This window comes from Massilia aquatica, from assembly GCF_011682045.1.
GTDB classification, from domain to species: domain Bacteria; phylum Pseudomonadota; class Gammaproteobacteria; order Burkholderiales; family Burkholderiaceae_D; genus Telluria_A; species Telluria_A aquatica.
The window spans coordinates 1-25,764 of record NZ_VVIW01000029.1; the positions used below are offsets into that span (position 1 = coordinate 1).

The following is a 25,764-nucleotide window of genomic DNA, read 5'->3' on the forward strand; positions in this document are numbered from 1 at the left end:
CATCGTCGGCTTCTACAACTGCAAACGCATCAATTCAGCATTGGGCAATCTGTCGCCCGCCGTCTACGAACGGAAAATGGCAGTACGCGAACCTATCGTGGTGTCCGAAATTACTTGACCACAGCAGTATCCATCAGCGGACTGACTTGCAGGGAATGTGATCGGGTAACTGCGATTGCAACTTGGAGACGATTAGGATGGACTGACTTGACACTGAATGGCCTCCAGTCCTGGGCAGCCAGCGCTGTACTCTCGTGATTTAACTACGGCGCGCAAGCGCGATGGAAACGACATGTCAACAATACATGAAAATGCATTGCAACTTTTTCTGTCCGAATCGACTGCCTTGGCCCTGACCGGCTCAGTCACTGGGGACGTCAACATGGCGAGCGCACTCGATAAGCGTCATAAGATCAGAAAAACCGATTTAGAGAAAGTTTATAACGCCGCCTGCAGACAGGATCCAAATACACCTCAACGGGCGATAACAGTTTCCTATCTGATGCTTATGGCAGGCTGCGCTTACGACAATCCGTTTGGATTAATCAATGCACCCGATTTAAGCAACTACTCCGTTACGCCCCATTGGGATAAAAACAAACCCCATAGACTGAGTGCTGTGTACTTATGGGAACCAATGAACCTATGGGCGGGATGGGCATGGGAAAACCGTCACAACGCAAGTGAAACCATTGATTCCCATTACCACGACGTGTTCGAAAAAATAACGGGGGGAGCGCAGCGCAGCACATCGATGAATTGTACCGCCACCACCCTCACTACAAATGTCAGGATTTCGCAATGTATTGCGCCAAATACTCAAACGACTTTCGCTCCGAGGCCAGCCAACACTAAACTGGAGCGCCAGATGTCGGCCTATAGCGCAAATCTGGAGCTCAACAAAGAGATATGGAAACATGCGCCGGACAAATTTGAAAATGCAACGGTTGACAATACCAGACGCTGGAAAGAAAAGCATATGAGATGTCTGATCTCTGAAGTGAACGCATCCTCGGTCGCGGGAGACATGCACTATTCGGCATTATTAAATTCACTGATAGCGCGGGGAAAGAAGGCAAGCGACGACTACAAGCGCCTTGAAAATGCACGAGAAAACTGGACTAAGTTCCGACTGAAATTGGTTACATACCTTGATTTCATCAGTTTAAATTGGGCCTTTGACGATTCGCCCTTCAAATAATACGATCTACCGGCGATCAGTGTCCGAAAAATGGCCCATTGCCGTTTGGAGTGGAACTTGACTTCAACTTCGACTACCATGGCGACTTCCGCCGTGAACGCCTGATGCCATCATCGCCCTGCATTGCCCCGTATTCTGATGTGCAGAGGTCCGGAGCGGGGTCAAGGGCGGGGTGCGCGGAGCGCGGCCTGGCGTAGCGAACCCTTTACGCTGTGTAGAACCAACACACTTGGGCGCGGCCATCGACATGGCATTCCGTGACGATGGCCGCGCTGACACCCGGCGATGATGGTGCCATCCACATCAATGAGCGTTATCTGAATTGAGAAAGCCCCGATGAGTATTGCTGTCGAAGCCCTGTCTACGTCTGCGCTGGGAGTGAAATCGCCGTTGGACGTGGCCAAGGTCGCGCTCGACACTGCCAAACGGAGGATTGATGTCGAAGTTGCGTGCAACGCCAAGCAAACGCCTTGTCCTGCCTGCGGCGTGAACGGCCAAGACATCCCCGACAGGGCCGGCGCGACTGGCGCCACCTCGACTTCTACCAACATAAGGCGTGGCTGCACGCCGACATGCCGCACATCGATTGCGGCGCTTGCGGCAAGAGCACGTCCTTGGAGGCGCCTAAGCGCGGCCGGGCAGCGGCTTCCTGCTGCTGGTCGAGGCGATTGCCTTGGCGCTGTGCCAGGCGATGCCGGACCCGCATGCCGCGGGCCTGCTACGTGTCAATGCAAAGCAGTTGTGGCGCCGGATCGATCACTACGTCGGTGTGGCGCGCGCGCAGGAGGACATGAGAGGCGTCGCCATAGTCGGCACGACGACTTGAGTTTCCGGCATGCCAAGACTACGTGACGCTGGTCCATGACCTGGACGCAAAGTGGCTGCTGTTCAAGGCCGAGGGTCGTAAGCGCGGCACTGTGTTCGCCTTCAAGGCCGACATGGTCGCGCATGGCGGCGATCCAAACGACATCAAGCATGTGTGCATGGATATGAGCGCCGCCTATACGAAGGGCTGGCCAAGATGCTGCCCCAGGCCCGGATTAGCTTCGACCGATTCCATGTGGTCGTCCTGGCTGTCGAGGCGATGGACGCCGCACGGCGCAAAGAGACGCGAGCAGCCGCGCGTTGCGCGCGCGGTGATTGGACGGATCGCAAAGCGCTCAAAAGAGCCTGTCGTGCTCGTTGGCCGTGTTGACCTTGATTGTGCATACCAGCTTGTAGCGCTTATCGGCGTTGGCCGACATCTTGTAGCCAAATTAGGACTTGCCATGCTTCTTGGTCCGGCGCGTCCATGTCCTTCTGCCGGCGCTTGGCGCGTCGCCCAGTTTGTTCAGCTTGGCTACGCGCCTGGTCGGAAAATAGGCTGGTTCTGATCATCAGGAACCTCACAATCGGTGGTTCGCGACAATGCCATGCACGGCGTAGTTTTTCGAGGTGCCCAATAGTTTAGAAAATAATCGTCATTAAATACGACTTCCAGGCTTTTCGCTAGGCGGGACTGCGGTGGCCATTCTTAGCGCTCGCATTCGCGCTTGCCCCTTTCGAGACCGCAGGCAGAAATTTCCCAATAAGATTGTCTTTTATGTCGGCGGGAATGACTTGCGCTTCGGCCAGCGCCGTTTTCGCTAGAAATTTAAAGAATTCTTCGCGGCCTGAACCGTTTAACACTATAAGCTTCAGAAACGGATATTTAGCAGCGGAGTCAGGTTTATATTTAACCTCATTTTCCAGACCTTCAATTCTCCGCCTCACTCCTTCGATAACGTCAAGAATCCTAAATTTCGTAATATTGAGGGCGAGAGAGTTTCAGCGTATTGCTTGCCAACCAGCTTTCCCGCCAATTCTTCGTTTATCGGGCCTTGCTTACGGTACTCGGCCATGAGCTCAACTCGTTGTAAAAGGCTAAGAGAACCTTGAGAATGTTCGCATTCTTTGCAAGTACTCCGCACCCCTTGGGTAGCAGCACCAATGTTTGAAGTAGGCGCCGAAGTAATTGCGCATTTTTCCAGCATCTTCCTGAAATCGCCAACGGCATTCTCAGCCGCTTGATTATCGACCGGGCCATTCTCATTCGAAATTTCATCTAAAAATTTTTGCCTAAAGTGTTGGATAACTTTTTCGAATACCTTTTTCCAAATAGATGAACTAATAACGTCATGCGCTCTGGTCCCCTCCGACTTGGTTTTCCACTGATCCCGTGCTACGCCGCACGCAGGGCATGACGCCGGATACTCGTTAATTCCTGATTCGGTAATCTTACCTATTTTTACGCCGCCGACATAGACAAACCAAATAAAGCTATCATTATGATCCCTTTCCTTCGCCCGTGACATATGCGAAATTCTACAGGTTTGCCCGTGTGCTGTAGCTGACAACATAATTTTAGCCCGCAAGTTATCAGTATGCCCGTTTTGGAGATGGCTTAACTCTCTTAATGTAACTACAATGGGCATGGGCAAGGAAAACGGCAGGTCGAATATTTTGAAAGTGGATGGCATATGATATCAAAGTTATTAGATTGTCGATCTCGATTAGACGAGGGAGAACGCGCGAAGCTGAGAAGCGAAGCGCAACCTCATCCCCTTGTGACTCAAAAGCTGCGCCGATTGCAGCATACAGTTTCGGGATATTGCATGTTGCCGTACGACGCGCCATCGCAGTAGAGCCATTTACTGGGAAGGCTACCGGTATTTTGGCCAATATAGCTGATGATACATCCGGGCTGCAGATTGCTCGACATTCCCGAATGCAATTTTCAGTGAGTCTGCGGGCACTGGGAGCGACGCGCGCTAATCCGACTTCATGGTCCCCAAATTCCAATTCCAGGTCCCGGTTCCTTTTTTGGTCGAATCGGCATTCTGCTGCGCGAACACCGCTTCGATTTTGGTGAAATTGAGCGAAAAGGAATCACTAGGAATTCCGCCGCCCCCGCCGCAACTCATCTGTGAAACCATCGCGTTTTGCATCGTGTAGGTCATGAAGTTCATGTACACGCCATTCTCGACACGGCCGATGCTCAGTGTCGCCGGGCCGATCTTGCTGCCCTGCGTGCACGCTTTGAACAATTCGGTAGTGGACAAATCTGACGATTTTGAGAACGACATCTCGGAGAGCACGGGCCGGCCCAAGGTGCGTTCGGTATTGGCCGAATCGCTGCCCATCGGCAGGTAAGCATTATGCGAAAACGAATTGACGATGATCTTGTCGGCATAGCCGTCGATCGTGCAATTGCCTTTGTATTTGTCACCCAGGTCCAGAATAAGAACGTCTGACATTTTGTGCTCCATATAAAAATGCGGGTGCTGTTACGGACAGCGCCGCGCTAATGAAAACGAGATGTGCGGGAAAGATGCCCGCACGCCGATTACGCAGCTACCGCCGCAGGCAACTCCGCCACCAGGCGAATCGAAGTGGTGAGCTCTTCCATCTGAAAATGCGGCTTCAGGAAAACCACGGCCGAATAGGCGCCCGGTTTGCCTGCCACGTCGGTGACATCCACCCGCCCTTCCGACAAAGGAAAGCGGGCCTTTTCCCCCTGCGACGCATTCGCGCTCAGCAGGACGTAGTCGGCCAGCCAGTTGTTCAGATAGTTCTCCACGCTCTGGCGGCTCTGGAAGCTGCCAATCTTGTCGCGCATGATCACCTTGATGTAATGCGCAAAGCGCGACGCGGCCAGCACATACGGCAGGCGCGAAGACAAGGCCGCGTTGGCGTTGGCCGAGTCCAGGTTGTACAACTTCGGCTTGTTGACCGACTGCCCGCCAAAGAACGCCGCCATGTCCGATCCTTTGGAATTGACCACCGCGATAAAGCCCAGGTCATTCAACTCCTTCTCGCGCCGGTCGGTAATGAACACTTCGGTCGGGCACTTGAGCACAATGTCGCCCTCATCGGTCTTGAAGGTATGCGCCGTCATGCCGGTGATCTTGCCGCCGCCCTCGACGCCGCGAATCGCCGTGGTCCAGCTATGCTTGGCAAACGAATCGGTAATGCGCAGCCCCAGCTGATAGGCCGAATTGGCCCACAGGTATTTGCTGTGGTCTTTGCCGTTGACGTCTTCCTCAAACGCGAACGATTCCACGGGAATGGTCTTGGCGCCATACGGCAAACGCGCGGCATAGCGCGGCAGTACCAGCGCCACGTAGCGCGAATCTTCCGATTCGCGGAAACCGCGCCACGAGGTGAGTTCTGCGCTGTCGAAGATCTTCGACATATCGCGCGGCACGCCCAATTCGGTAAACGAGCTCATGTCGAACAGCGACGGCGCGGCGGCGGAGATGAATGGTGCATGCGCGGCTGCCGCCACTTTCGACAAGCGCTCGATCAGCGCCATGTCCTGCGGATGGCGGCCGAAGTAATAGTCGCCAATGAACAGCGAATACGGGTGCCCGCCGAAGGTGCCGTACTCTTCCTCGTAGATCTTCTTGAACAGCGCGCTCATGTCGTGATCGACCGCGCCTTCGAGGTCTTTCAGCAGCTCTTTCTTGGACACGTTCAGCAGGCGCAGTTTTAGCTTGCTGCTCGTTTCCGTGCCGAACACCATATCCCGCAGGCCGCGCCACGACGCTTCCAGGGTCTGGAATCCTTCATGGTGCATGATGGCGTTGATCTGGTCGCTGAGGATCTTGTCGATCTGCGCTACGCGCTCGTTGATCATCGCCACGATGCCCTTGTCCGGCGCCGCCCTCATGCCCTCGTCCAGCACCTGGGTGGCAAACTGTCCCAGGAGCTTGCGCGCATACATGTTCTGCGAAGGGTCGACCGCCATTTTTCCTTCCTGGACGATGCGATCCAACAGGCTCATTTCCACTACCGCGGCATTGCTGCCGCCGCTTTCTGCTGTTTGTGTGCTGGCCATAATTGAACTCACTTTCGATGTTGGTATGAATCGGCGCCCGGTCAGGATGCAACCGGTTCGGCGCTGTCGGCCGTTGCCTGGGCGTGCGCCGCAGCGGGATCGTCGGTGCGCAGGGTTTTCAGCTCTTCGGTGTTCTGCACGATGTTTTCGAGCAGCGAATCGAGTTCGTCGTTGCCATCGAGCTTGCCGAGCAGGTCGCGCAATTGCTGGCGCACTTCCAGCAGTTTCGCCAGCCGTGGCACTTGACTGACGATCGCCTCGGGATGGAAGTGATCGAACTCGGTGAAGTTCAATTCAATCTTCAGGTTGCCTTCGCCCTTGTAGGTGTCGGGCACCGACAGATCCAGGCGCGGTGCGATCTTGGCCATCACTTCATTGAAGTTGTCGCGGTCGATGTCCACCAGGCGGCGCGCCTTCAGCTTGGGCGGCGCCTCCAGCGGCTGGCCGGACAGGTCGGCCAGCAGGCCAACCACCAGCGGCAATTCCTTCTTCTCGACCGCGCCGCCGATTTCCACATCGTAGGTAATCTGAACGCGCGGGGGACGATTGCGTCCCACCCATTTTTGCAAGCTCTCTGACATCACATCCTCACTGGTTGTTGGACTTGTGGATCAGACGTTCAAGCAGGTCCGCCAAAGCATTTCAACTGACCTGAAAGCACCGTCAACTCGTTTCGTCATGCGGGTAGTTCGGAGTTGATGGTAGAAGTCCGTTTGCACGTAACACAAGTAACAACACAAGGTGTCTCATCCACAACAATGCGTTCGACAGGGCCGGATCGCCGTGATACGATAAATGATTGTAGTTTGGCTAAGATTTCAAAGGCTCTATGTCTGGTCGGCCCTCCCCAGTTGCAAATCCGCACCCAACAAGGGCGCGCTTTCGCTTAGGAGCCTGGCTGGTCGCCCCTGCTTCCAACACCATCGACAACGCGGGCGAAACGCGCCAGATGGAGCCGCGCACGATGGATGTGCTGGTAGCGCTGTGCCGCGCCAACGGTGCCATCGTCAGCACCGAGGAACTGCTGCAACAATGCTGGGGCAGCACGATCCACGGCGACAGTCCGGTCCACAAGAACATTGCCCAGTTGCGCCGCCTGTTGGGCGACAACGCCAATGCGCCGCTCTTCATCGAAACCATTCGCAAACGCGGCTACCGCACCGTGGCGGCGGTCGACTGGACGGTGGACGATGTCCAGGCGCCGCATTGGGAAAACGGTTCGCCCTTCCGTGGCCTGCTGCCGTTCGACGAAACCCATGCCGGTGTCTTCTACGGCCGCGACGAGGCAACGCGCAAGCTGGCGCAAGCGGCCCAGGCGCAGATCGACCATGGGCTCGCGCTGCTGCTGCTGCTCGGCCCGAGCGGCTCGGGCAAAACTTCGCTGGTGCAGGCCGGCCTGTTCCCGTCCATGTCGCGCGCACAGGACGGCACCGGTCCTGCACTGCTGGCCAGCACCACCTTCGACATCGCCGATCAAGGCGAACAGACGCTATTTACCGCGCTGGCCGGCGCCATGCTCGACCTGCACTGGGACGACAGCTACGGATTTCCTGATGAAAGCGCGATTGCGCTGGGCCAGCGGCTGGAACGCGATTGCAACAGCGTCATCAATCAGCTCGACGCCGCACTGGCGCCGCATCGCTCGGGCGTCCGCTTGGCCCTCTTTATCGACCGTTTCGAAGCGCTGTTCAACGCCAACCGCGTCACCGAAGCGGAACGCAGCGCGTTTCTGGCCGCGCTGGAACAGTTGGCGCGCAGCGGCACTTGCCTGATCGTGATCGCTTGCCGCAACGATTTTTACCCGAACATTGCCACGCTGCCGCTGCTGATCGAAGTCAAGCCTTACGGCGGCCACGTCGATCTGGCGCCGCCCGGTTTCAGCGATATCGCCCAGATGATCCGCAAGCCGGCCGCTGCAGCCCAGCTGGTCTTCGGCGTCGATCCGGTTACCCACGCCAGCCTTGACGACATCCTGTGCGAGAGCGCCACCGCCAGTCCGGACGCCCTGCCCTTGCTGCAATACTGCTTGCACGAGCTGTACCAGCAGCGCACCGCCGAAGGTGAACTGAGCTTCGCCGCCTTCCATGAACTGGGCGGGCTTGAAGGCGCAATTGGGCGGCGCGCCGAGCAGGTTGTCGTTGGGCTCAGCGACGATCACCGCGCCGAACTGCCGCACATCATGTCGCTGGTCACGGTGCTGGCGATCGATGAGGAGCTCGTCACCAGCCAGCGCGCGCCATGGTCGGCGCTGCGCAGCGAGCAGGCGCGCGAAACGGTGACGGCGTTGGTTGAAGCACGCCTGTTCGTCAGCGACCTGGCCAGCGGGACACGGGTGTTCGGGATTGCGCACGAAGCGATCCTGCGTCGCTGGCCGCGCATGAGCGACTGGATCGGTGCGCACCGCGATGCCTTGCGGGCGCGCGGCCGACTGGCGCAGCAGGTGGCCCGCTGGAGCGCCGATGGACGCCGCGCCGATCTGCTCATCCCGCGCGGCAAGCTGCTCGACGAGGCCAAGCAACTGCGCGATGCCGGAGGATGGTCGCTGGAGCCCGACGAATGCGAGCTCATCCGCCTGTCCAACCGGCGCGCGCGCCAGTTCGAATGGGCGCGCCTGTCCGCTTTGGGGCTGATCATTGTGCTTGCCGTGCTCAATTCGGCGTTCGCCCTGAGCTCACTGGCGGCCAAGCGCACTGCTGAAGCACGCCGCACCAAGGTCGAGGGCCTGGTCGATTACATGCTGGGCGACTTTGCCGACAAGCTGCGCCCGCTGGGCAAACTCGAACTGCTCGAAGGCGTCAGCGGCAAGTCGCTCGAGTACTTGCGCAGTTCGCAGCAAGATGAACTGAGTCCTGCAGCCTTGACCTTGCGTGCCAAGGCCTTGCAAGTGATCGGCGAGGTCGGCAGGGAGCAAGGCAACGCTGCGCAAACGATTGATGCTTTAACCGAGGCCAACGCCATACTGCGGCGCCAGCATGAAGCCGATCCGAAGAACATCCAGGTGCTCAACAATCTCGGCAACAACAATTACTATATCGGCCAGATGCACAAGGATCACAATGACATGCCGGCAGCTGCGGCCGCATGGCAACAGTATCGGCTGCTTGCCGAACAGTTGCACATGCTCGAACCCGACAAAGCGCAATGGTGGATAGAACAGTCTTACGCGCACAATAACCTTGGCTCCCTGGCCTTCGCGCTTGGCAAACCGGAGTCCGCTGTAACGGAGTTTGCCGCATCGCTCGCATTGAAACAGCGCGCTTTGCAACACACGCCCGGCGACAAAATGCTGATCGCCGCGCTGGCGGAAACCTATTCCTGGTTGGCATTGGCCAAGCAATCCTTGGGTCAGCTGGGGGCCGCGGAACAGCTATACGAACAGGAAATGGAACTGGTACAGCAATTGCGCCAGCGATTTCCCAGCGAGCCCATGTGGATCAATCGCTATGCCCGCGCTCTGCAGCATCGCGCGGTCCTCGCGCTCGCCCTGGGCAAGGATGATCGTGCGCTGGACGATCTGGCAGCTGCTGCCGCGTTACTTGTCGACCTCGCACAAAACGACAAGAAAAACCGGGCGTGGCAGGTTGAACTGGCGAATGCCCAACAAGAGTATCTGATGGTGAAATTGCGCACTGAACCCGCGCAGCTCATCCTGCCGCAGCTGCAGCGCATTCACGCCAACCTGGCGGCAGAGAGCGCAATGAACCCGAAAAACGTCCGATGGATCAGCAACGAAACCGTCGCCCGCTTCCGTATTGCGACGGCGCTGCTCGAGATGGGCGATCTGGAACGGGCGAAAGGCGAGATTGACATTGTCATTGCACAGTTCCGTCTCTTACACAAGCGTACGCCTGCCGATTTGCAAATCCGCCTGTCGCTGGCGGAGTCGCTGTTGCTGTACGCAAAGATACAAAAGAAACGAAGAGACGACACCAATTCGATCATTGCGTGCAAGGAAGCCTTCGCTGTCATTGAACCCAGCACCACCTCAACCAGGGACTTTTTCATTCTCGATCCCTGGAGCCGCTCGACGCTTTGTCTGCAACAATCCGTGATCGATAACACTCCATGGCAACGGCTTGCACAGATCGGGTATCGGGACTCTCTCTACCGTAAGTTAATCCCAAGATAGGAAGATTCTATGCGTCATACAGTTCCAGTACTTTCCCAAGTCCCGGTGGTGGTTACCATCGTGGGCATCGATGCGTCTTCCGAGGTCTACTACACCTATGACGATCCACTATCAGGCATCCACTATAACAAGTCGCCCACGTGCACTATTAATGCTGTTTCTCCGTATCAAACGTTGTTCGCCTTGGACTACGCGAGCTCGCGTAACGGTTGGATCGTCACCACGCCTGCAATACTGGCCCCATCGACATCAAAGTCGGGTCAACACTTAATCCCATCGTCCCCAGACTTCCAAGCCTCTTGCCTTGCATTGATTACTACTTATAATCAGACTGAACTGGACTATACATTCGACGTCGTCTTCTTCAATCAACTCACGAGGACGAAAATATGGGATGACCCTCAGGAGGGCAATCCTCTCAATCCCATCAAGGTGTGCGACCCGGAGACCCATCATGCTCCGCAGCCGCGCAGGGTGACATCGTCGCCCAATATGTAATTCTGCAAGTCGGTACAGATCGCCAGTGCCAACTTCTCCTGCAGCGCGATGCCCAAATCACCGTGGCGGTCGCACTGCCGGATGCAGGCGATCTGCCCGGTATTGGCGTCCAACAGACGGATCGTCGCGCGCACGTACCTGGGCTCGGTCCTGACCCGCACTTCGATGCGATATTGCTCTGCCGACGCACCCGATTCGCTGCCAAAGCGCTGGAACAGGTGCAAGGCAAGTTCTTCCTCCAGTCCGGAAATAAAGTTTTGCGTGCCGCTTTCCGGCGATGGACGGTCTAGCGGCAAAAGCGCCACCGACTTGATACAGATGGGACGCGCGCTCGCTACCGATGTCAGCACGGGCACATAGGTTCCCATAGGAATCACAATCTGCAAGTCGTTCACGTTGGCTGCCGTCGCGTAATACTGCGCGAGACGGCAGCGCAGCCTGCCCATCTGCACCCGCACCACGGGATCGAAGCTCGTATCGTAATCGCGCGCATCACGGTGAAACACCTCAATGCCGATTGCGTATTCGCTGATCGACGCTTCCATGCCGCTCAATTTTCTCGTCATCAGGAACGACAGCATGGCGCGCATGCGCGGCGCTTTCACGAAGATCGGACTGGACAGCACATGTTGTACAGCCTGCCAAGTGGCGTCGCTTTGCACGGCGGCGGCTGTCAATGTCGATGCGTTGCTGGTGTGCGTATTCATGGTCGATCCAGTCGGAAAAGGGATTCAGGAAGTGCACTGAGGTGTGCCTGAATTGACTCTAACGAGATGGATCAATCTTGACCTTACGATTACCTTACGATTTCAAGCCATTGATTTAAAAGGCAATTTTTTCTATTTCGCAAGCAGCCCAGACCACACGCGCTGGCCCGCAAGCCCTGCACGGGACCGTCGGTCACGCTGCGCCGCGTTACGGGATGTTACTTCACACGTCGGCCAGGCCCCTTCACCATCCCTGCATGGGCTGTCATCGACCGCCACTGCTGGCCGATGGCGCTATGGCGCAAGCCGCAACACCCGGGGTAGCAAGCGACGCAAGCACCAATCCCGGCGCGCCGCGGTCTAGCGTCGGCTAGGCTGGCGACAACCCATCCTTGTAGCAATCAACGTCCATTAGGAGAACAAGATGAAAACTGTTTCGGTTTGGTTCAACATACTGATTGTCGCGTTGGGCTTGCTATGGGGAAGCACGGCATTGGCCGTTGACTACCTCTCGGGGATTTGGAAGATCCCGGCCACAGGAGAACTCGGCGCCAGGCGCTACAACACCACGCCGCAGGCTTGCAAGGATGCGTGTTCCGCTAACCAGTCGTGTAGCGGCTTCTATGCTTTCACCGACTGGGATACATGTCAGCTCTATGGACCCGATGCCGACGTCGCCGCGCGCGTAGGGCCTTGGTCGAACGTCCAGATGAACTGGAAGAAAGCCAGCCCGGACCCGCTTGCAGCCTATACATCTGGCTTTTTGCCCATCCCCAATAATGGTGCGCTGACGGATACTTTGTACGGTTATCAGCCGCAGCAATGTGCCAAGATGTGTAATGGCAAGGCCGATTGCGTCGGTTTCCACACGATCACGACGTCCGACGTCTGCAGGCTATACGGCCTCGAGTCGACCTGGTCGAGCACCAATGGCCCGTGGTCGAACGCAAAGTTGTTCATGAAGGCAACCCAGCCAGCCATTCTGATGGTGGATGTCCATGTGATCGACAGTACCAGCGGCGGCAACGCCAGGTGGACCAGGGAGTACGCGCAGCAAGTGCTCGCCAAGGCGACCCGGGAAATGAACAATGGCGAAGTGGTGTTCAGCCTCGGCAGCTTCGATCGCATTGTCGACGACCAACTCTTCAATGGCCGTGCGATGGACCCGATCTTTGTCAAGTACGACAACAGCGGCCGTCCAGGCCGGATCAACATCTATGTCGCGGCGCCCATGAGCAATTACGGAGGGGGCGTGGCGTGGGTAACGGTCACCTTGTCGCCCTACGCGGTCATTTCTTCGCGTTACGATTCCTTTAACGACTATGACGTGGAGGATACCGCCAGAATTTTCCTCCACGAGATCGGGCACAACCAGGCCTTTGCGCACAACGGCAGCTTTTACAGCTATCCCTACGCCACCGACTGGTACTGGAGCAGCAGCCCGCTTGCCAGGCAGGTGTTCGCACGCCTCGCCACCTGGTCCAAGCTGCGCCAAAAGGGCTTCGACCCTAACCTCAAAAACAACAACTACAGCTGCGCCGTCAATTCCCCGCTCCCCGATCGGGGCACTTTCCCGGCACCAAACGTTCCAGCTGCAACGTCGCAGGAATGTGCGGCGCGCTGTAGCCAATCGAGCAGTTGCGTGGCCTTCCATTCGTCCACCATGTACCCATCGTGCGTGCTCTTCGACGCGGCGAGCATTGGCAACGCGACCCAGCCCGGCAACCCGGCCACGGAGATGTGCTGGAAAACGGCCGGCAGGAAATAGCGTATCCGCGCTGGCGTGAACAGGTCTGCAGGATATGCGTCAGACTGTCTCGCCGTGGGTTTCAATGATGGCGGCAAGCGGCCTGCGCAGGCACTCGCCGTGCCGCTGCCTGATCGCACCGAAACGCGCGAAAAAAACGATGCGCCGGTCGCCCCCGGCAAGGTGCTGCAATTGGCCGCGCGCCCGGTCGTGCTGCAGCATCACGCTGAGCGGGTGCAGCGCCAGTCCGAGCCGCTGCGCGTTCAGCCACACTTCCATCAGGCGCGCGCCGGCCTGGACCATCACCGTCGATGCAAGGTTGTCCGACGGCAGGCTGCACAACAGCAGTTGCGCCGAGTCTTCCACCAGCGCCGCCAGTTGCGCCGCCATGTGATGCGGCACGCGCACGATACGCAGCACTTGCATGACCTCCGGTGCCAGCACACATTGCATGATGCGCGTACGCAGCGGCGACATCGGTCCCATCAGGCTATGCAGATAAAAACCGTCTTCGGCCGGCTTGCGCGGATCGAAATGCAGGTAGCGGTAGGTTTCCTTCCACGCGCGGTAGCTGGAGAAGTCCAGCGCCGCGAACTGCCGCACCAACCCGGCGGCACGGGCAATAAAGGCCGGGCTGCGTTCCACCCGGAGATGCAGTTGGTCCCCGGTCAGCTGTTGCGGCCAGTGCCGTTCCAGCAATTGCGCGAGCACCATGTCACTGCAACTGCCCTCGGCAAACGGCGCGCGATGCGTACGGCGCTGGCGGACGCTGTCTTGCAATCCGGCTAATGCCGTGGCATCTGGAACGCGCTGCGGCTGCAGAGCAAGCAACACCAGGCCCCGGCAGCCATGCCCTTGTTCCAGCGATTGCAAGAACGGCATGGCTGCCGGGGCCTGCGTATCGAGCCTCTCGAGCCAGTGCCAGTTGCAGTGAAAGCCCAGCGCATCGAAGGCCGCGCTCAGCAAGCCGAGGAACATGCCGCAACTGAGCTGCATTTCCAGCGTCAGACTGGGTAATGCTCTCAAGGTACGCTTGCGATCGATGCCCAGCAGCAGCAACTGCGCGTGCTCCGGCCAGGCATGTGCCGGCAACAGTTGCGCCCGCATGCGCCTGTCTTCGATGTGCACCAGTTTCCATGGCTGGCAGTTGTGCGACGACGGCGCCTGGCGCGCAATGTCGACCGCTTGTCGCAGGTTTTCTTGAAATTCCATCAACGCCCCTTAGCCGTCCCCGTGTGACACGCACTGCCCTACCAGCGCCAGCGCGTAATCGCCGATCAGCGCGCCGTAGCCGCTCAGCTGCGTTCCCTGGCTGCCCGGCAACTGTGCCAGCAGGCGCGGCGACAGGCGCCATGACAAGCGGCCGTCGCCGCCGATGGCTTCGAGCTCGATGTCGGCAAACCAGCCGAATATGCTTTTCCCGTGTGCCTTCATGAAGGCTTCCTTGAAGGCCCAGACCGCGGTAAGGACGGCATCGCCGCCGGCGGCGCTGAGGCGCGATTCGTGCGCGGTAAATGCCATCTCGCGTGCCGCATCCGGAAACGGCCTGACACGCTCGATATCGATGCCGACCGGATACGCACTGGCCGCAGCGACCGCATAGCCTTGCGAATGGCTGATGCTGACATGGCCACCGGCTGCCTGCGGCTGGCCGCGATTGTGTTCGGCGCTGCTGTTGCCGATGACCAGCGCATGCAAGGGCGATTCAGCACCAGACTGCGCATGCAGATGCTGTAATGCGGCCTTGGCGGAGACGCGCCCGGCCATCCATTCGCGGCGCCGCTTGGCCAGCCGCAATCCGTGCAGCCGCTCGCGCTCGGCATTGCCAAACATGCGTGCGAGGTAAACAGGATCATGTTCGCGCCGCGCTACCGCGTCGACCGACACTGCGCTGACAACGCAGTCACCGATGCCCACTATCCACGCCGTTTCCGTCTGCGGCAACAGGATTGCGGCAATCCCGCTCATGCAGGCGCCTGGTAACCGGCGCCGAGCTGCGTGCCGGCGACTTCCTCCACCACTTCGGCCATCGTGGAAAAGCCTTCCACCAGCCGCGCGAAGCTCGCGCTGGCCATGTCGCGCTGGAATGCCGCGTCGCTGCTCACCTTGATGAGCTCGATATAGTGGAACGGCGCATCATGCGCACTACTGACCCGGTGCACGTCGAAACTGCGCACACTCGGCAATTCCGGACAGGTCGCATAGTCGGTCTCCAGTACCCAGTTTTCGAAAGCCTGCGCATGGCCGATGTCAAGCAGGCGGATTTTATGGACGATCGATTGCATGTGAGACTCCCGTGGTTAGTGAACGCCGCTATCTGCTTGCAGCAGCAGGTGGTAATTGATGCCGCCGGTGCCGAAGGAACTGACCGCCGCGCGCCGGCAGCCGTCGACCGCATCCCAGCGCGTGTTGACGGTCACCAGTTCAGCCGGGATGCCCGCCAGCGGCAACTGCGGATCGATCCGGCGGCGCAGCAAGGTGGCCGGCAGCGCATGCCGCTGCAAGGCGAGCACCGTTTTCAACAAGCCGGCGGCGCCAGCGGCGGCGAAGGTATGACCGATGTTCGATTTGACCGAACCGATGCGCAGCGGCACTGCGCGCGCGCCGCCGTACACGCTGCCGATCGACGTCAGTTCCGCCAGATCGCCCAGGCGCGTGCCGGTACCGTGCGCTTCGACGTACTGCACGCTCGCTGGCGCATAGCCGGCCTGCGCGAAGGCGCGGCGCATCGCCAGCGCCTGCCCGTCCGGATCGGGCGCGGTCATCGACACGGCATCGGCGGAGCCGCCAACGCCGGTGATCGTCGCATGAATCCGGTCGCCGTCGCGCAGCGCATCGCTCTGCCGCTTGAGCACGAACAGCGCCGCGCCATCGCCCGGCGAGAAGCCGTCGGCATGCTCGGCGAACGGCGCTATCCTTTGTTGCGACAGCATCATTTGCGAGGAACAGAGCACCAGATCGCGCAGGTTGGCCGGCAATTCGACGCCGCCGGCCAGCACCAGGTCGTAGCGATGCCGACGCAAGGCCAGCACCGCATTGTTGAACGCTGCCAGCGACGACGCGCAGGCCGCTTCCAGCGCGACCGGCATCGCGGCCAGGCCGAAGCAGGCCGACACCAGTGCCGCACTGCCGCTGGCAAGGTAGCCGTCCAGCGTGAAATGATCGATGCCCTTGTCCGCCGTCGCGCCATCGGGCACGCTTCCCAGGGTGCGCGCCAGTTCGGGCGCGTGCAGCCGGCACGCGAGTTCGCGCTCGCGGCCCAGGCTGAGATTGGAGGCGAGCATCACCGCGGTGCGGCCGAGCTTGCCGCGCTTGTGCGCCAGGCCGAAATCGGCCAGTGCTTCGGCGGCAACGTGCAGGGTCAGCTTTTGCGCGATATCCAGCCCGGCAGCGCGCTTCGGGAATATTTTATATGCGGCAAGACCGGCATCGTACAGGGCGCGCTGCTTGAGGTCGGCGCCGTATTGCGCATAGCTCGACAGCACAGCGGCCTCGCCTTCGCCAAAATAGGCGGCGCGCGGCAGCACGCTTTCCGGCAGCGGCTGCACTGCATCAAGGCCGTCGAACAGGCGCTGCGCGAAGTCGGTGCTATTGCTGCAGGGACCGAAGGCGCCGCCGATGCCGACGATCGCAATCGCTTCCTGCCGTTCTTGCGCAGGCACCCTGTCGGACGGCAATGCATGACTGGCACTGTCGGGCGCCGACAGCAGCAGATGCCATTGCACGCCGGTCAGGCTGCTGCCAAAGACGCCGGCAAGCTGCGGCGCGTCGCCAGGCCAGGCCATCGCGGCATCGGGATACGCCATACCGGCACGCGCATGCAGCGCTGCCGCACTGCGCATGCGCGGCAAGGTTTTTTCGTGCAAGGCCAGGCTGCTGCCTGCTACCGCGGCCAGTGCCGCATTGGCAAAGGTATGACCGAATGTGGCGACACTGGCGCCAAGGTGCAGCGGCCGCTGCTTGCCTTGCGCACAGGCATCGCTCAAGACGCTCAACAACTGCGGCGCCTGGCTGCCGATGCCGGGCAGCACGCAGTCGATATACTGTTGCTGCGCCGCCGTCACGTCCGCCTGTGCACAAGCTTCATTGATCACATGGAACGCCGCCGTGCCATCCACCGCATAAGCGAATGCCCCCGGCGCGTCCTGCCTTGCCGCACCCATGCCGCGCAGCACGCTGTAGATGCGGTCCTTGTCGCGGCGCGCATCGGACCAGCGTTTGAGCAGCAGCGCGGTGGCGCCTTCGCCCATGGGCGTGCCCGCGCCGTCCTGCGCAAAAGGGTGGCCGCCCAAAGCGCCGGTAAAACCCTTTCTTGCCAGTGCCAAGGGCGTCAGAAGGCTCTCGATGCGTTGTCCGCTGGCGACGATGACTGCCCTGCTCTGGCCGCTGTGAAGCGACAGGCTGGCTGCCTCCAGCAGCGCGTAGCCGGTCGCATCTGCGCATTCGATTGCCTGCACCGGACCACGCAGCGACAGGAAGGAGGCAATGCGCGCCGGAATGCTGCTTGCCATTTCGCCGACCCGGTCATGCGAGGAGGAACCGAAGCGCGCGCGCAATGCCTCCTTCAGGCGCGAAAATTGATCGGCGCCGCCAGCAAGTTCATGCGCCAGCCGCACGCCGTCCACCTTCAAGGCGTTGGCGATGGTGCTGTCGAAGCCGAAGCAGGTGCCGCACATGACGGCCACGTCGTCGCGCGGCAGAGCGCGCTTGTCATAGCCGGCATCGCGCACGCACTCGTCCGCCACCTGCAACAGCATCAACATCATGTGCGAAACCGATTTGCGGTAGACCGGCGGAATCCGGAAGCGCTTGAAATCGCATTCCATCTCGTCGAAAAAGGCGCCGTGCCATCCTCGCAACTGTTCGCGCACGGCGCCGTCAGTGTCCCAGTAACGTGCCAGCGGCAGCGGCGCAAAGTGCGACGTCCCCGCCTGCAGCTGGCGCAAGAACGCCTCCTTGCCGCGCGCCTGTGGATACAGGCAACCGATGCCGACGATCGCGATCGGCTCGAAATCGGGCGGCTTATGCATCGGCGGTCACGATGTCGTTGCGCTCGTGCGCATGCGGCATGGCGGCGCTGTCGCTGGTGCCGCGCGTGAGCTGCTCCAGCGCGCGGTAGTCGATCTTGCCATTCGCATTCTTCGGCAATGCTTCCAGTTGCCGGGCAAGCCGGGGGATCATGTAGCGCGGAAGCCGGGCGCCGCAGTAGCGCTTGATATCGAGCACGCCAAGTCGTTCGCCGGCATGCCGCAGCGTGTAACAGGCAACGAGGTGTTGCGTATCCCCCGCGCACGCCGCCACGACCGCGACTTCCGCGATACCCGGCATCGCCCCCAGCACCGCTTCGATTTCGCCCAGCTCGATACGGTTGCCGTTGAGCTTGAGCATGCGGTCCTTGCGGCCGTGGTAGTACAGCAAGCCGTTCTCGATGCCGACCAGGTCGCCTGTGGCATGGCGCCCGTGCAGGTGGTTGATGTGATTTTCCGGTTCCTGGCGGCGCCAGTAGCCGGGCGTCACGCACGCGCCGGAAACGAGCAGTTCGCCGATCGCACCTTCGCCGCTGACCGGCTGCCCGTCGGCGTCGACAATTTTCGCCATCACGCCGGGCAGCGTACTGCCGATACAGACTGGCTTGTCGCGCGCCATGTCCTCGTCGCGCACCTGGTAGTACAGGCAGACGTTGGTCTCGGTGGGGCCGTACAGGTTATACAGCGCGCATGCCGCGGGCAGGCAGGATTTCAATGCCCGCAGTTGCCGTATCGGGAATACCTCGCCAGCGAACAGCACATGGCGCAACGATGCAGTCACCTCGGATGTCAGCTCGCCGCTGCCAGCGAGCAGCGCGAGTGCCGACGGCACGCTGTACCAGATGCTGACCTGGTGGCGCCGGATGCCGGCGATCAGCGCCGCCAGATCGCGCTGCTCGTCCTCGCGCACGATCCATACCGCAGCGCCGACCGCGGCGGCGGCGAAGTAATCGAAGGTGCTCAGGTCGAAGTGAAACCCGGCATGGTTGGCGACGACATCGTGCGGCGTCAGCTTCAATTCCGCCAGTGCCCAGGCGATGAAACTGTGCAGGTTAGCGTAGCTGATCCGCACGCCTTTCGGCACGCCTGTGGAGCCGGAGGTAAACAGGATGGCGGCGAGATCGTCCACACCGGCGGCGCATGGTGGCGGCAGTTCGACCGGCGGCGCCATTGCGGCAAGCTGCATCACCGCCGTGTCGCCAAGCGGCGCATCATCGCAAGGCGCATCATCAACGATCAACACCAGTTTCAGCGTATCGCGCCGCCAGCCGTCCAGCGCACGGAAATGCGCGGCATCCGTGACCAGCACCGCCGGTTCGGCGCTGTCCAGGATTTTCCTTGCGCGTTGCGCCGGCTGGGTGCCGTCCAGCGGCACATAGACGGCGCCGATTTCCATCGCCGCATACAGCGACAAGGCATACTCCCGGCATTTCGGCAGCCAGATGGCGACGCGGTCGCCAGGCTGTGTTCCATGGCGCGCAAAATGGGCGGCGCGCTGGCGCACGGCCTGGTAGAACTGCCTGTAACTGATGGCGTCAGGATCAACGAATGCAAGACGATCGGGATGTTCCTGCGCCGAGGTGCGCAGGTAATCAATGACGGGGGTGAAGGTTGGAGTGCTCATATTCTTCTGTCAATTAGATTGAGGTGCTTCACTTCTTTGTAAAAAAAGAGGGTCAGCGGTCCTGTGCCGTTCCCGTGCACGCACATTGCCATCCGGGATAGGGCACCTCCCCCTGCAGAGGGGGAGGAACCGTCAGTCCTTCACCTGAACACCTATCCCCGCACCGCCACCCCCACCTCCTTGGCCGCATCGACCAGTATCTGCGCCGCCTCGTCGAGATCATCGGCCGTGTGCTCGCTGCTCACGCTGATGCGCAAACGCGCATCGCCGACAGCGGCGCCCGGGAACACCACGGTCTGGCAATACATGCCGCGGGCACGCGCCGCGCGTCCGAATTCCAGCGTCTGGCGGTCATCGCCGACCACCACCGGGAGGATCGCGCTGGCGGAATGCCCGAGGTCGAACCCGGCTTCCAGCAAATGGCCGCGCAAGTGATGGACGTTGCGCCACAGCTTGCTGATGCGCTGCGGCTCGCGCTCCATCACGTCGATCGCGGCGATCAGGCCGGCCGCGACCGCCGCCGGGATGGTGGCTGCAAACACATAGGAATGCGAATAGAAACGCAGGTAATCGACCACCTCCTCGTCGCCGCACACGAAGCCGCCGACGCCAGCCAAGGTCTTGCTCATGGTGCCGACTTCCAGGTCCACCGCGCCCTTCATGCCGAAATGCTCGGTGGTGCCCGAACCGGTGCGGCCGAGCACACCGGTGGAGTGCGCGTCGTCCACCAGCACCCGCGCACCGTATTGCTTCGCCAGCGCGACCAGGCGCGGCAAGTCGACCACATCGCCGTGCATGCTGAACACGCCGTCGGTGGCGATCAGCTTGCCGCCGTCGTGGTCGGCATATTTCTGCAGGATTCTTTCCAGTCCGTCCAGGTCGTGCGGATAAATCTTGCGCGCTGCGCCGGCCAGCTTGCAGCCGTCCTGGATGCTCATGTGGTTCAGCGCATCGGTAAAGATCAGATCGTTCTGCCCGGCCAGCGCGGAAATGCAACCCAGGTTGGCGGAATAGCCGGACGGGTAGACGATACATGCCTGCCTGCCCTTGAGCTTCGCCAGCCGCCGCTCCAGTTCCATGTGCAGCACATTGGTGCCGCCGATCAGGCGGCAGCCGGTATTGGTGGCGCCGTATTCGCGCACGCCCTTGACGATCGCCTCGATCACTTCCGGATGATTCGCCAGGCCCAGGTAATTGTTCGACGCAAACATCAGGAATTCCCGGCGCTTGCCGCTGACCTCGTCGTAGATCACCGCACGGTTGCTGCAGCGCGATTCCAGCGGCATGCCGTACCAGTACAACTGTTCTTGCTGCTTGCGCTGATAGAAGGTATTGAACTCGCGCGCCTTATGGAACAGGTCGCGATGCGGGATGTGGACGAAATCGCGCATCGTCCGGGCGTCGTCCGCTGCCGGCTCTGGCGCCACGGAAAGCGCGCCGGGGTCGGCATGGCCGAGGTTGTCCATGAACGCCGACCACTTCTTTTCTTCCGTCGCCGGCGGCGCTGCGATTACCGGCGCTGCCGGTTCCAGCATGTCCGCTTGCACCAAAGGCCGCAGATGCGCGATGACCTGTGCAATGCTGGTCAACCCTGCCGGAAAGGTGACGGCGGCAATCCCAAGCAACCTGGGAAGCTCGGACAACACGGCTGCCTGGGTAACGGAGTCGATGCCGAGATCACTCTCGAGCCCGGCATCCGGCATGAGCTCGCCCGGCTTGTAACCGGTGTGCCGGCTGTAGGCGGCGATGACCGCCGTCGTCAACGCATCGGCTGCGTGCTCCGGCACCCAGGCTCGCTGAGGCAAGGCAAGCGTCTTTCCATCCTGTTCCAGGCACTCCCCGATATGCGCCAGCACCAGCGCAATCGTGCTTGTGTGTTGCGGATTTTGCCGGCTGGGCAGGCCGAGCGCCTTGTACAGCTCCGCAAGGGTGGTGGCCAGCGTCACCGAGTCGATCCCGAGATCGCCCTCGAAATCGGCATCCGGCACGAGGTCGGCGCGTGCGTAGCCGGTGTGGGTCTGGAACATGTCCAGCACATACGCCCGCAGTCCCGCGTCGGGCGTTGCGATATGGTCGATGACCTGGTCGTTCATCATGCTACCCCCGCTACTTGTGCCAGTGCCGGCCGGCTTTCGCTTTGCAGGCGCTCGACCAGATCGAGCATGTGCTGCACCGATTTGAAATTGTTCGGGACGACCGCCTTCAGCGGCACCGTCACGCCGGCTTCCCGCCGCAGCAGGTCGACCAGATCGAACAAGGCACTGGAATCGATGATGTTCAATTCCAGCAAGGGCGTGTCCAGCGCAAACTGCTGGGACTCGCCGCCGAGGTAGTTCTCCGCGATATACGCAAGAAGCTTGTTTCCTAACATGGTGTTCTCTCGCTAGATGAGGGTTTCAGGGTTCTGACAGACGCTTATTACCGCTTTTCGCCGATGAACAAGGTGCGCGGCCCCGGTATCGCCTGCGCCCTGGCATTGACGAAGCCCGCTTCGGTGAAACGTTGCAGGTATTGCGCGCAGGTCGATTCGATGCCGCCGTCAGTGGACACCAGCATGTTGATCGACAGCAGCGACGTGAACAGTGGGCCGCTTTCGTCATCGGCCAGCGGGGTCTCGCTGGCGATGAAGGTGCCGCCCGCCGGCAGCGCCTCGTGGATGTGACGCAGGATCTGCATCTGGATATCCGGCGCATAGTCGTGCAGCATCCAGCCGAGATGAATCAGGTCGTGTTCCCCCTTGGGGATGGTGCCGCTGATGACGTCGCCCGCCACGATCTTGATGCGCTCGGCGTATCCGTTGCCGGCGATCTTGTCGCGCACGAAGCTGGTCGCCTGCGGCAGTTCGCAGATGCTCAGGCCAAGCTGTGGATAGCGCGCAGCGACCGCCATCGGCAAGGTGCCGATGCCGCTGCCGATATCCATGAATTTCCTGTAGCCGGAAAAATCGAATCCTTCCAGCATGCCTTCGATAAAGGGTTGCGCGAAAATACCGAGGAATTCCTGGAAATCAACGACATCCTGCGGGTTCTGGTACAGGATGCTGAACCAGCTGCGGTCATCGCCGAACGCCGCCCGACGCTGATCCTTGTCCTCACGCACCCCTTGCGCCGTATGCGACCACAGCGGATACAGGAAGGTATCGATATGCCGGCCGAGCCAGCCCAGCCATTGCGCTGAACCACTCACCATGTAGTCGCGCGCCGCCTGGGTGAGGCGGAAATGATCCTCCTCCTTCGCCAGCAGGCCGATGGCAGTCAAGGCGATCAGCAGGCGCTTGCCCGATTGCAGCGGAATGTTGCGGTGCCCGCAAATGGCTTGCGCCGTCGCCGGGCCTTGCTCCAGCGCGTCGAAGATTTTCAGTTCCAGGGCGGACGTGATCGTTTTGGTCTTGAAAAATCCCATCATCAAGTCAACGATCTGTTCTTTATTCATTTCCATGTTGCGGTTCCCATTAATTTAAGAAAGTGGACATGTCTTCGCAGACGGTCGCGAACGAACGCACGAAGTGATCGATTTCTTCCCGGCTGATCACCAGCGGCGGCTGGATACGGATCACGGTCGAACTATTGGCCGTGACGAAGGTGAGGATGCCGTGGTCGTTGCTGAGCTTGGTGACGAAGCGCATGCAGAACATCTCGGCCAGCGACTCTTCCATCTTGCTCATGGCAGCGGCCAGGTGCTGCTTGACTTCATCCGGGAAGAAACGGTAGGTCAGGTGCCAGTCGCCCGGCAGGCGCGTGCCGAATTCGCGTGCGCAGGCTTCCACCGCACCGGCGAAATCGTTGTCGAGCTGGATGCCGAGCATCAGGCCGCGCCCGCGCACTTCGGCGATGAACGGATAGCGTTCGGTGGCTTTTTCCAGCTCCGCCTTGAAATAGGTACCGAGCTGGTCCGCGCGTTCGGCCAGGCCCTGCTGCTGCAGGCCGTCGAGCGCGGCCAGGCCGGCGACCGCGGCGATGTTGCAGCCGCCGAAGGTGGATGTGTGCAGCAGGAAACGGCCCATGGTGCCGTAGGCGGCATCCCAGACCTGCGCGCTGCTGAGCGTGGCGCCGATCGGGATCAAGCCGCCCGACAGCGATTTCGCCAGTACCATGATGTCCGGCTCGAGTCCTTCCCACTCGCTGGCGAACATGCGGCCGGTGCGTCCCAGCCCGGTCTGGATCTCGTCGACGATCAACAGCGTGCCGGTCTGGCGGCAGATCTCCTGCGCCGCCGCCAGGTAACCGGGCGGCGGTAGCTTGACCCCACCCTCGCCCTGGATCGGTTCGACAATGTAGGCCGCCACCTCTCCGGAGATCAATTCGCTGCGCAAGGCCTCGAGATCGCCGAAAGCGACGCCGACGCAGCCCGGCACCAGCGGCCGGAAATGCTTTTTGTGCTTTTCGCGGCCGGTCACCGACAAGGCGCCCAGCGTCTTGCCGTGGTAACTGTTTTCGGCGTACACGAAGCGTGTGCGGCCGGTGGCGGCACGCGCCAGTTTCAGCGCCGCCTCCACCGCTTCGGTGCCGGAGTTGCTGAAGAACACACGCTCGAGTTCGCCGGGCGCAATCGCGCACAAGCGCTCGGCCAGCCTTGAGGTTTCCTGCGGCAAGGACACGTATTGCACGAAGTTGGGCGTCGAATCGCTCAGGAACTTGCGGATCGCCTCGGTCACGATGCGCGGATTGTGGCCGAGGTTCAGGCAACCGTAGCCGGACACCATGTCGAGGAATTGCCGGCCTTCGGTATCGGTCAGCGTGCATTGCTCGGCGCGATCGAACACATGATCGCAGCGCTGCATGCCGAGGAAGTCGGCCAGCATGGGATTGATGTGGCTGCGGTAGCGCTGCAGCGTCTGGGTACGACGCTGTTCGCCGCCATCGGCGGGTGCCGCGGCAGACTCCTGGCGCCGGTGATAACGCGCCAGGCCGCTGATGATTTTCTCATTGATGCGCTCACCCCAGGACGCCAGCGGGAAAGCGTAAAAGCCGTGGCGCTCGGCCAGCGCACCGATCTCCAGCACCTTTTCCGGCTCCAGGGTGCGCCCGATGGAAAAGCACTCGGCGCGCCCTTCCAGGGCCAGCACCATGGTCTCGGTCAGGCAGCCGTTGATCTGCTGCTTGATCGCCATGTTCAATGATTCCCCGCCCAGCTTCACCTGCGCCGACGCGGTCATGCAGCCGCCGTCGATCACCAGCGTGTCGGTACGTGGCGGCGTGCTGCGGAGCGCATCGCGCGGCAAGGCAATATCGACCACGATCGAACCCGGCAGCAGGCGCGCCTCGTCGATCACGTCGCCGGACGAGGTAGCCGATGCGAAGAGGCGGTTGTTCGCATAGCAGTCGTCGATGCTGTCGCGCAGCGTTACCTGCGCATGCCATTTTGCCGGCAGGTGTTCCAGCAATTCTTCCCGGCTGGCGCTGCCGCTGCGGTACAACAGGTCGAGGCGGCAGCCTTGCGCCAGCAGCAGTTTCGCCAGAGACAGGCAGATCGAGCCGGGGTAACCGACAATCGCCACCTGTGCCTCCTGCGGGCGCAGTTGCAGCCATTCGAACACCTGCAGCAGGGCCTTGTAAGCGGCATAGGTCGTGAGCGAATTGCCGCTCGTGACCGGCAGGCTGGCGCGCTCGGCGGTGACCAGGCCGCGCTTGCCGATGATGGAGGTGAAGCCGCCGAGGCCGACCAGGTGCGCGCCCTGTTTGCCCAGCGTATCGATGCCTTCGAAGATGCGTTCCTGCACCTCGCGCGCCGACGCCAGCATTTCATCGGCGGTCAGCGGCAGGTAGTGCACGATGCCTTCGCAGGTGGCGCCGGCGGCGGAACGGATCTGGCCGAAGTCGACGAAGGGCACCATGTTTTCGTGGCGCCACAAGTCACGCTGGTAGCCGCTTTGCAGGTCTTTCGATTGACGCTGCAGCAGGTCGAGCATCTTCACGTAACGCTTGAGTCCGACCGAGGTCGGATGTGCGATGAATCCAAATTTCATTGTTTTTC

17 protein-coding genes and 2 pseudogenes are annotated in these 25,764 nt (G+C 60.6%); 4 read left to right on the forward strand and 15 right to left on the reverse strand.

From position 1 onward, the window contains the following. The first annotated feature begins 292 nt into the window (after positions 1-292). Both F1609_RS29380 and F1609_RS35520 read left to right on the forward strand, forming a co-directional pair. On the forward strand, positions 293-1,201 hold the full coding sequence (locus tag F1609_RS29380; RefSeq protein WP_167080735.1) for a hypothetical protein: 909 nt from the start codon (positions 293-295) through the stop codon (positions 1,199-1,201). Positions 1,202-2,049: 848 nt separating this feature from the next. Further along, positions 2,050-2,175: pseudogene (locus F1609_RS35520) on the forward strand (hypothetical protein); the annotation flags it as partial. 198 nt (positions 2,176-2,373) lie between these two features. Here F1609_RS35520 and F1609_RS34895 read toward each other — a convergent pair. From F1609_RS34895 to tssB, 5 genes and pseudogenes are all read right to left on the reverse strand, one after another. After that, positions 2,374-2,515: pseudogene (locus tag F1609_RS34895) on the reverse strand (IS5/IS1182 family transposase); the annotation flags it as partial. Positions 2,516-2,949: 434 nt separating this feature from the next. Beyond that, positions 2,950-3,699, reverse strand: coding sequence for a hypothetical protein (locus F1609_RS29390; RefSeq protein WP_167080737.1), 750 nt, complete (start codon positions 3,697-3,699; stop codon positions 2,950-2,952). Between the two features lie 291 nt (positions 3,700-3,990). Then, on the reverse strand, positions 3,991-4,488 hold the full coding sequence (locus F1609_RS29400; protein WP_229422131.1) for an Hcp family type VI secretion system effector: 498 nt from the start codon (positions 4,486-4,488) through the stop codon (positions 3,991-3,993). A gap of 77 nt (positions 4,489-4,565) precedes the next feature. Continuing rightward, complete coding sequence (tssC, locus tag F1609_RS29405; RefSeq protein WP_167080741.1) at positions 4,566-6,059, reverse strand: type VI secretion system contractile sheath large subunit; 1,494 nt, start codon at positions 6,057-6,059, stop codon at positions 4,566-4,568. Positions 6,060-6,100: 41 nt separating this feature from the next. After that, positions 6,101-6,640, reverse strand: a complete 540-nt coding sequence (gene tssB, locus F1609_RS29410; protein ID WP_167080742.1) for a type VI secretion system contractile sheath small subunit — start codon at positions 6,638-6,640, stop codon at positions 6,101-6,103. A gap of 383 nt (positions 6,641-7,023) precedes the next feature. Here tssB and F1609_RS29415 point away from each other — a divergent pair, with 383 nt between their 5' ends. Then, a complete protein-coding gene (locus tag F1609_RS29415) occupies positions 7,024-10,188 on the forward strand; it encodes an nSTAND1 domain-containing NTPase (protein WP_229422132.1) in 3,165 nt (1,054 codons plus the stop codon). Positions 10,189-10,640: 452 nt separating this feature from the next. Here F1609_RS29415 and F1609_RS29420 read toward each other — a convergent pair whose 3' ends face one another. After that, on the reverse strand, positions 10,641-11,393 hold the full coding sequence (locus F1609_RS29420; RefSeq protein ID WP_187363173.1) for a hypothetical protein: 753 nt from the start codon (positions 11,391-11,393) through the stop codon (positions 10,641-10,643). A gap of 424 nt (positions 11,394-11,817) precedes the next feature. Here F1609_RS29420 and F1609_RS29425 point away from each other — a divergent pair, with 424 nt between their 5' ends. After that, a complete protein-coding gene (locus tag F1609_RS29425) occupies positions 11,818-13,161 on the forward strand; it encodes a PAN/Apple domain-containing protein (protein ID WP_167080745.1) in 1,344 nt (447 codons plus the stop codon). Between the two features lie 39 nt (positions 13,162-13,200). Here F1609_RS29425 and F1609_RS29430 read toward each other — a convergent pair whose 3' ends face one another. The 9 genes from F1609_RS29430 to pigE form a co-directional block, all read right to left on the reverse strand. After that, on the reverse strand, positions 13,201-14,352 hold the full coding sequence (locus F1609_RS29430; protein WP_167080746.1) for a nitroreductase family protein: 1,152 nt from the start codon (positions 14,350-14,352) through the stop codon (positions 13,201-13,203). 9 nt (positions 14,353-14,361) lie between these two features. Continuing rightward, the gene (locus F1609_RS29435) at positions 14,362-15,108 is read right to left on the reverse strand and encodes a 4'-phosphopantetheinyl transferase family protein (RefSeq protein ID WP_167080748.1); all 747 of its coding nucleotides are present in this window, start codon (positions 15,106-15,108) and stop codon (positions 14,362-14,364) included. After that, positions 15,105-15,425, reverse strand: a complete 321-nt coding sequence (locus F1609_RS29440; protein ID WP_167080749.1) for a RedY/HapK family protein — start codon at positions 15,423-15,425, stop codon at positions 15,105-15,107. The genes F1609_RS29435 and F1609_RS29440 overlap by 4 nt, the downstream gene beginning before the upstream one ends. A gap of 15 nt (positions 15,426-15,440) precedes the next feature. Next, the gene (locus F1609_RS29445; protein WP_167080750.1) at positions 15,441-18,170 is read right to left on the reverse strand and encodes a beta-ketoacyl [acyl carrier protein] synthase domain-containing protein; all 2,730 of its coding nucleotides are present in this window, start codon (positions 18,168-18,170) and stop codon (positions 15,441-15,443) included. Further along, entirely contained in the window at positions 18,163-19,791 is a 1,629-nt protein-coding gene (locus tag F1609_RS29450; protein ID WP_167080752.1) for a D-alanine--poly(phosphoribitol) ligase, read from the reverse strand. The genes F1609_RS29445 and F1609_RS29450 overlap by 8 nt, the downstream gene beginning before the upstream one ends. Before the next feature lie 152 nt (positions 19,792-19,943). Continuing rightward, entirely contained in the window at positions 19,944-21,887 is a 1,944-nt protein-coding gene (locus tag F1609_RS29455; protein WP_196785508.1) for an aminotransferase class I/II-fold pyridoxal phosphate-dependent enzyme, read from the reverse strand. Further along, positions 21,884-22,162, reverse strand: coding sequence for an acyl carrier protein (locus tag F1609_RS29460; protein ID WP_167080754.1), 279 nt, complete (start codon positions 22,160-22,162; stop codon positions 21,884-21,886). The genes F1609_RS29455 and F1609_RS29460 overlap by 4 nt, the downstream gene beginning before the upstream one ends. A 47-nt stretch (positions 22,163-22,209) precedes the next feature. Beyond that, the gene (locus tag F1609_RS29465; protein WP_167080755.1) at positions 22,210-23,229 is read right to left on the reverse strand and encodes a methyltransferase; all 1,020 of its coding nucleotides are present in this window, start codon (positions 23,227-23,229) and stop codon (positions 22,210-22,212) included. 13 nt (positions 23,230-23,242) lie between these two features. Then, positions 23,243-25,756, reverse strand: coding sequence for a prodigiosin MAP biosynthesis aminotransferase PigE (gene pigE / locus F1609_RS29470; protein WP_167080757.1), 2,514 nt, complete (start codon positions 25,754-25,756; stop codon positions 23,243-23,245). Positions 25,757-25,764 lie beyond the last annotated feature (8 nt).